We start from the raw sequence: 6,877 nt of genomic DNA, 5'->3' as shown, positions 1-6,877 counted from the left end.
ACAGCAACTTGAACCCACATTTTCAAATGTAGTCTTATCAATCTTAACATAATTTTAATTACATAAACGCAAAAAATCTCTTTATATGCACACATATAAAGAGATTTTTAAATGGATGAAACCCATAAATTAGTTAGTGATGAATAATTATAGTATATCACAAAACGTTTCTAACGTTCCATGTCATATCCTTTCTGTCTACTTCTTATTTCTCTTGTATGTTCACGTTCAAATTGATTATCTACACCCTTCATATCCAGTTCGTTTTTAATAAGTCCTCTAAATGCCTTAAATTGCTCTTTAAAGACTTTTTTCGTCTGTTGATATAAAACCTTTATATTCATCTGTAAATCTCTTATATAGGCTTTTAAAGAGCCTATTTCAGTATGTAATTCTTTATTTGCTCCTTCTAATTCCCGATTTTGTTTATAAGAATGTTTTAAAGCAAGTTTATTCCCCTCTATTGTTTCCTCTAAATATTTATTATCTTCTCGTAAACTTCGATTTTCTTTTACGAGATCCGTCTTCTGTAAACGTTCATAATCTTTTTTTACAATAACCGCTGCATTCACTTTTTCTGTCATATCTCTCCATTGCTCACGTGTTACCACGATGTTTCCTGTTTTCTTCTCAGTAATTTCTGGCTTTCCAAACAGTTTCGTTGTTACTTCTGTTTTTGTTTCTTCTCGCAAATAAGATATTGACACTGGCTTGTCCGGAATTTGGTTTCGAAACGTTTCAAATTCCTGTTTCTTTTCTTTTATTTTTTTATCTAAACTTAAAAATTGTTGCTGAATTTTTTGTAAGGTTTCATTCTGTTTTTCAATGTAGTTTGTGGTTTGTTGTAATTGATTATGAGTTTCCACTACTTTTGTCTTTAAATGCGTTTTTACATTGGATAACTGTTCCACTTCTACTTCTAAATCTTGTTTTTCCTTAAAGGCTTGAGGCGATAAATGTTTTTTCTCAGAACCTTCTCCCCGCTCTACATCAAAACCTTTTTCCCGCATTTCCAATGGGAAGTCCTGTTGCAAGGATATTAATTCTTTTCTCGTAAACATATCTTTCGCTGACAAACGATTGTCTTCTGTAATTGGCATGACACCAATATGCATATGTGGTGTCGCTTCATCCATATGAACCATCGCATACAACGTATTTTGTTTGCCATAACGCTTTTGAATAAAATCTAGTGAACTCTCAAAATAACGTTTCTGTTCTTCTAAACTTAATGAATGCATGTAATCAGGCGAAGCTGTTACTACAAATTCAGAAAGTACAACAGAGTTCGCCCGTGGCTTTCGTTTTACTCGCTCACTGATCTCTTGTTTAATTGTGCTTTCATATCTAATTTTTTGTTGATTTAACAAATCATAATTCTGTTCACTTTTCGAATAATCGATGTCTAAATTTGATTTACTTTTCCCTTGTCTTTGATTATGTTTTTGAATTCCTTGCACATCAGAAATTTGAAATTTCTGCATGTGAATAATTGCAAATTTGTTCATGTTTTTCCCTCACAATTGTCTTCCGTAAGAGGACTACTTTTGAGACTATCATAACACATCGAGAGAGCGAATCCAAAGTTTTGGTATAGCCCACTATACCAAATTACATTTGGTGTGGGCTCTGCGAGACCTTGTTGGCTTCGCCAAATCACGCCGTAGCGTGACAAATACTAGGGGCTTTGCCCCACACCCCACAAGGGGAACTCTTCCCCTTGACCCCATCAATCGAACTCCCCAACCCCTCAATCCTTGAGGGGCTTCCTCGCCGGTTGGCGTCCCCAAAACGATTCGTTTTGAGAAACTGCCAAGAGGATGAAGAATCAGCTGCACGTGTCCATTCCTTAATGCTCCTTTCATGGATCAGCACAAACCGCTGAACCATTCCAGTCCGCTTACCATTGACACTTACTGCTTATTTTTCTTCTCCCAATAGTCATTTTGTAAGTTGTTCTAACCGCTCATTAAGCCCTCTGTTATAATCATTACCAATCACTTCAATTAGAATATTCCATTTTTTATTTATCAATAGATAACTTACCGAAAGATTTAGTACTATTAACTTGAGGAAAAACATCCTAATTTTGGACTAATGAGATGTCCAAAAAAAAAAGACTAGTAATTCACTAGTCTTTTATTTAGAAGGCCAACAAGCCCAACTTGATGCAGTTTTCTTTATAAATATCCCTTTATCAAACCAATTACATGCATTTAATCCTGCACCCAAAAATGCAGCACATGCAAGAATTGGGGCTGCTAATCCAACTGTTATACCTAATGCACCAGCCAGAGCAGCAGCAGTTCCTCCAACACCAAGAATTTTATTAACTTTACCTAAGTCAGAATTAGTGAGGTAATAAAAGTTTACTCCTAAAGAGCTTACATATTGTATATCTTTAATAGAGTTTTGATCTTTAAATTTCAAATCTTTTAAACCATTTCCAACTTCTAAATTTCCCTTTTGAATTTCATAATTAAAACTCTCTAAAACTTTTAAATAAGTAACAAAAACTTCTTTACTTACACCAGCTTCTAATTCATTTTGATAGGATGATGAAAGAGTCCCATCTGAATTTTTAATAGTAGTTTCTTCTAAATCTGATTCAGCAATTTCTAAAGCTATATTAAAATTTTCATCAGTTATTGTTAAATCAACTACATTATTTTTATCCGAACGAATCATTTCTTTTGTTAATGGCTCATTTGTACATTGTTTACAGTCGTTTGAATCAACAGCTGCTTTTACAGTTGATCCAAATAATGGAGCTATCAATGCGAAACTAGTAAATAAACATAATATTTTTTTCTTCATAAAAACCCCTCCAACATATTTTTACATAACAAGAGAATTGTAGCATATTAGTACAATAATGGAAATAAATTTACAGAAAATATAAAAATAAGTTAATATATATTAATTAAGGGAGGGAAACTCATGGTAAAAGAGGATAAAAAAACCTTATTGTTCATTTTAATTACATTAATAGGACTTTGTTTCTTTTTTGATGTTGATTTTAAAAGTCCCGAAGGAAAGACAGATATATTAATTTATTTTGGATACTCTATACCTATATTTTTAGGATTATATTTTTTATCCAAAAAGCTATCTAAAAAATCATTTATGTTTCAAATGTTTTTGTTTTTAGGATTAATAATTTGGAGTGTTATAACATTTTTTTTATTAAAAGATATATTAATATTAATAACAATGATCATAAGTATCAGTGTCATTATTAGTGCATCATTGCTATATCATTTAAAATTCACAAAAAATACTTAAATTTAATAAAACAAGAAAGAGAGAACTATTTAATCAAAGGTTCTCTCTTTCTTGTTTTTGGGTGTGAGAGCTGGCTGGGGGTTTGGGGGCTAGCCCCCAGGAACTTAACGTAACTCATTATGGAATAAATTTATTGTTTGGAACGATAGGACTAGGTGGTTCGGCTGGTACAATTACTAGTCCAAGTCGAGCAACTTAACCTCGTTTTTGGTCTGTTCGGCTTGGCGAAAGCTAAAAACCAGCCGAAAAAAGTTCCGCAAGGATGAAACGTAGTGAAAAAGGTGGAGATTTTTGAGTGCTTTTTTCTCAAAAATACTACCTGTTCCTTGCGGAACTTTTAGCCTTTATATAGAGAGTGAGAGTAAAACAACTACTAAACTATTTAAAAAGCTTATTATATCAAGGGTTTATAGAGGTTTTAATAGTTGTCAGATTAGACAACTTTAGTTGTCAGATTAGACAACTATTAAAATTAAAAAAATAGCCCTTAAAAAAGGGCTATTGGAAATTTTTTGAATAGTGATTTTGAATTTATAAATAATGCTTTTAAAGTTGTTTCAACATTATCGCGTTCACCACTATAAATAATATTAGGATTAATAAATAGCGCGTATGTACGAGCTTTAACCCCTTCTGGTTTATGTCCATTTGCTTTTACAATAACACCTTTTTGAACCAGACTATTTACAATGCGACTAATTTTAGATTTATCAGTTTTTAATCTATCAGCTATTTGTTTTTGACTCATAGGAAGTGCATTTCTAGAATGAATATCATTTACAATACAATTACTTTTGAATTGTAAAAATCTTTGAATACGAAGTAAAAAGAGCATTTCTTCGTCAGTAAAAAATGCATTTTCTAAAGCATAATCCCAATTATCTTGAATGAATTGGGCAAATTTCACTTTTGATTGTGAGGAACGTTTAGTACCTATAAATATTTCTTTTCCACCAGTAGCTTTACTTAATACTTGCATTGCTTGATTTACTTCTTCTTGGTTAATACCGTTATGATCTTGTTTAAACTTTTCTTTTTCATTCTCAAAATCACGTATTCTTGCATTTTTCTCAACATGTTTAAAATCAATGGTATTTGTCATCGCTTTCTCCTCGTTTCTAGTATTTACAACTAGCGAAGAGACTTCTATTTTGTTATTATGTAGTTAGATAAATTAATTTGAGTCTGAACACTCTAATTAATTGTATAACAGTAAAAAAAGCCCTTCTTCTATAGTTGTTTCTGAACAACTCAATTATAGCATGAATGGCTTTTTTTGTTGTATCTTGTCTGTCTTTTAATATTTACAAAATTAAATATATACATTTTTTCTAAGTTTGATATCCTAAAAATGTCAATAAAACAAATGCCTTATTACAACCATTAGTGAAAAATCCTTATTTTATAAAGCTTTTTCGCTTTTAAATATCTCTCGCAACCTTATAATTCAGAATATTCAAAAATATATTTTTCAAATTTAATAAATTAGATATATGTCGAGACATGATAAAATGAGTGGAAATAATATACATTTGTAAAAAAGGGGGCTATTTCGTGGATGTTCAAACAAAAAGCAATGAACAAATCACAAACATGTTAAATGACTGGTATATCGAAATTCGTGCTAGACATTTAGGTAATGCACATAAATTAAAGTTAGAAATTGATAAAAAAATCCACAACATAGAAAAGGACCAAAATCTACTTTTATACTATTCACTATTAGATTTCCGCCATCAATATCTAATAGATCATTTAAGTATTGGTAAAAATAGCTTCGACAAAATTGAATCTTTTCACACACCTACAGATAATCTTCTCTCATACTATTATTTCTTTTTTAAAGCCATACATGCAACTAGCATCGGAAACTACAACTTAGCAAGAGAATACTATGACAAAGCTGAAATAAAATTAAAAGAAATACCAGACCAATTGGAACACGCTGAATTTTATTATAAACTTTCCACATTTAGTTGCCACAATCAACAATATGTTCCAGCTATTAAACAAGCATCTAAAGCAAAAGAAATCTTTTCTAAATACAAAGGATATGAATTAAACATAGGCTATTGTAATAACCTTTCTGGATTATCATGTACACATCTAAAAGAATATGAATTAGCTGAAGAATACTTTATATCAGCAATGGATATTTTCCAAAAAGAAAAAGAAGAACAAGCTATTTTATATGTTCGTCATAATTTAGGATTTATGTATGCAAAACAAAACTTATCAGAATTAGCAATTCGCTATTTATCAGAAGTTATTCAAAAATCACCAAATAACTACAGAGCAATCTTAATTGAAGCATGTGAACATTCAAAACTAAATAATAAGAATGAAGCATCAGAACTATTTGACCAAGGCTTACAAATTAGTACAGAACTTGAAAATGAAGAATATCAACATCACTTCAAAATTTTAAAAGCAATAAATGAAGAAATCCCTGGAGAAAGTTTAGAAAAACTAGTAATAGCAGGTAACAAATATTTCGAACAAGAAAATATATATGAGTATGTTCACGAATATAATGAAAAATTAGCATTAAAATTTTATCGTGAAGATAACCATGAAAAGGCAAGCAAATACTTTTATCTAAGTTCAAAAGCTAACCAAAAAAAACAAGATAAGGAGGCATTAAAATGAAAAAAACAACTTTTTACTTACTAGGGATCATAACTGCTTTCACCTTAATCTTAGGAAACACCAATACATCAAAAGAAACTCAAATGTCTACTGAAAAAAACATAGTTCAATATTCTCATGGAAACACTGGTGGTTAATAAAAACAAATAATAAAAAACCTCCTAAAAACAGGAGGTTTTTTTCAATAACAATACAACAACACAATTGGAACTATTGCAAGAAAATAAATAGAATAAAAGTAAACTTCTATTCAAAAGTTTACTTTCGATAAAGATAAAAAAGAGAACCAACTCTGTATAACAGTTGGTTCTCTTTTTTATCTTTCGTTCCTACTAAGGTAAGGATACACCAATTTATTTCGTCCCAACTTTATGGCATGGGTACTCCTAAAAGAACAGCTTCTATCTTTACAATTATTGTAGCATATTTTAATTTTTTTGTGCATTTTAAACAGCCACTAAACGACCACTGAGGGCCACTGAAAGACCACGAAATGACTATAAACGACCACCAGACGACCACAAATCATAGAAAAAGCGTACCAACTAGAAAGCTTTAGAAACCCAATAGGCACAGCCTATTTCACCACTTTTTATACAAAGTGGGATTCGGTTTCCTTATGCTCTTTTTAATACTTATATTTTACTCTCCAAAAAAAGTGCAAAATCTATCAATAGATTCCGCACCAACAACAGATAAAAAATACAGTCACTAGAAACATAGGAGAGTGTTTCACCACTTATTATAAACCATATCTTTACATTTTTGTGTTCGGATTTGAAAATATGTAAAGATTCATCCTTTTATTTTTGAATTTTCTTTCAATTCGTAGTATACTAAATTTATACAAACTATTAATCTCCTTACGCGTTATCTGATAGTGCACAACAAAAAAACCAATTCCCGTGTAATGGAATTGGTTTTTTTGTGCAATTCAGTCAAT

General features: G+C 30.8%; 6 protein-coding genes. 3 read left to right on the top strand and 3 right to left on the bottom strand.

Annotation, left to right across the window (positions count from 1 at the left end; translation table 11 throughout):
* Positions 1 to 170: 170 nt before the first annotated feature.
* Positions 171 to 1,508: a MobV family relaxase gene (mobV, locus tag MHB52_RS36705; RefSeq protein ID WP_340769408.1), complete on the bottom strand. Its 1,338-nt coding sequence runs from the start codon at positions 1,506 to 1,508 to the stop codon at positions 171 to 173.
* A gap of 631 nt (positions 1,509 to 2,139) precedes the next feature.
* On the bottom strand, positions 2,140 to 2,817 hold the full coding sequence (locus tag MHB52_RS36700) for a hypothetical protein (protein WP_061663315.1): 678 nt from the start codon (positions 2,815 to 2,817) through the stop codon (positions 2,140 to 2,142).
* 123 nt (positions 2,818 to 2,940) lie between these two features.
* On the opposite strand from MHB52_RS36700, the gene MHB52_RS36695 reads away from it, so the two are divergent.
* On the top strand, positions 2,941 to 3,285 hold the full coding sequence (locus MHB52_RS36695; RefSeq protein WP_000237825.1) for a hypothetical protein: 345 nt from the start codon (positions 2,941 to 2,943) through the stop codon (positions 3,283 to 3,285).
* Between the two features lie 487 nt (positions 3,286 to 3,772).
* Here the strand turns inward: MHB52_RS36695 and MHB52_RS36690 are convergent, their stop codons facing one another.
* Positions 3,773 to 4,387, bottom strand: coding sequence for a MarR family transcriptional regulator (locus tag MHB52_RS36690; protein ID WP_061663316.1), 615 nt, complete (start codon positions 4,385 to 4,387; stop codon positions 3,773 to 3,775).
* Positions 4,388 to 4,839: 452 nt separating this feature from the next.
* Between MHB52_RS36690 and MHB52_RS36685 the strand changes: the two genes are divergently transcribed.
* The gene (locus MHB52_RS36685; protein ID WP_061663317.1) at positions 4,840 to 5,934 is read left to right on the top strand and encodes a Rap family tetratricopeptide repeat protein; all 1,095 of its coding nucleotides are present in this window, start codon (positions 4,840 to 4,842) and stop codon (positions 5,932 to 5,934) included.
* On the top strand, positions 5,931 to 6,071 hold the full coding sequence (locus MHB52_RS36680) for a hypothetical protein (protein WP_172797003.1): 141 nt from the start codon (positions 5,931 to 5,933) through the stop codon (positions 6,069 to 6,071). Before MHB52_RS36685 ends, MHB52_RS36680 begins: the two co-directional genes overlap by 4 nt.
* Positions 6,072 to 6,877 lie beyond the last annotated feature (806 nt).

This window comes from Bacillus sp. FSL K6-0073 (genome assembly GCF_038006085.1).
GTDB classification, from domain to species: Bacteria; Bacillota; Bacilli; order Bacillales; family Bacillaceae_G; genus Bacillus_A; species Bacillus_A cereus.
Note: the sequence above shows the minus strand (reverse complement) of the source record. Positions and strands in the feature narration are given on the sequence as shown.